The organism is Pseudoalteromonas sp. S558, from assembly GCF_005886635.1.
Taxonomy (GTDB): domain Bacteria; phylum Pseudomonadota; class Gammaproteobacteria; order Enterobacterales; family Alteromonadaceae; genus Pseudoalteromonas; species Pseudoalteromonas aliena.
This window is the reverse complement of record NZ_PNDU01000482.1, coordinates 1-654: the sequence shown is the minus strand read 5'-3', so window position 1 is coordinate 654 and position 654 is coordinate 1. Positions and strand designations below refer to the sequence as shown.

Annotated in this window: 1 protein-coding gene; it reads left to right on the top strand. The window is 41.7% G+C overall.

The window, feature by feature from the left end; all coding sequences use genetic code 11:
• On the top strand, window positions 1–654 hold a 654-nt coding region (locus CWB66_RS20995), incomplete at both ends, for a transposase (RefSeq protein ID WP_138586962.1).

Sequence of the window (654 nt, the reverse complement as noted above, 5' to 3'; positions counted from 1 at the left end):
TTAGCCAAGATATTTTGTATTGACGTCTGTGCTTATGCTGTTATGAGTAACCACACCCATTTAGTCCTGTATGTTGATGATAAAAAAGCGAATCGGCTGAATGACAAAGCAATTGTTATTCGCTGGCACAAGCTGTGTAAGGGCACTGCACTTACGCAAAAGTACATACAGGGTGAGAAGCTAAGTAAAGCTGAACTTATCTTTTTTAATCAAACAGTAAAGGAATACCGAGAACGCCTATCAAGTATTAGTTGGTTTATGAGGTTATTAAATGAAGACATTGCGCGCAGAGCAAACAAAGAAGATAACTGCACAGGTAGGTTCTGGGAAGGGCGGTTTAGGTCACAAGCACTTCTTGATGAAGCCGCATTGGTAGCTTGTATGGCGTATGTCGACTTAAACCCAATCAGAGCTAAAATGGCTAACACCCCAGAAGAATCTGACCATACCAGCGCCCAACTACGCTTAACATGTGCAATGGAAGGAAAACAACCAAAACAACTTCTCCGCTTTGCAGGCATGCCACGTCAAATAATGCCAAAAGGACTCCCGTTTGAGCTTAAATCGTACCTTGAACTTGTTGAATTAACAGGGCGTTGTATACGAGAAGATAAACGCGGGTATATTAAAAGTACACACATACCCTATCTCGAA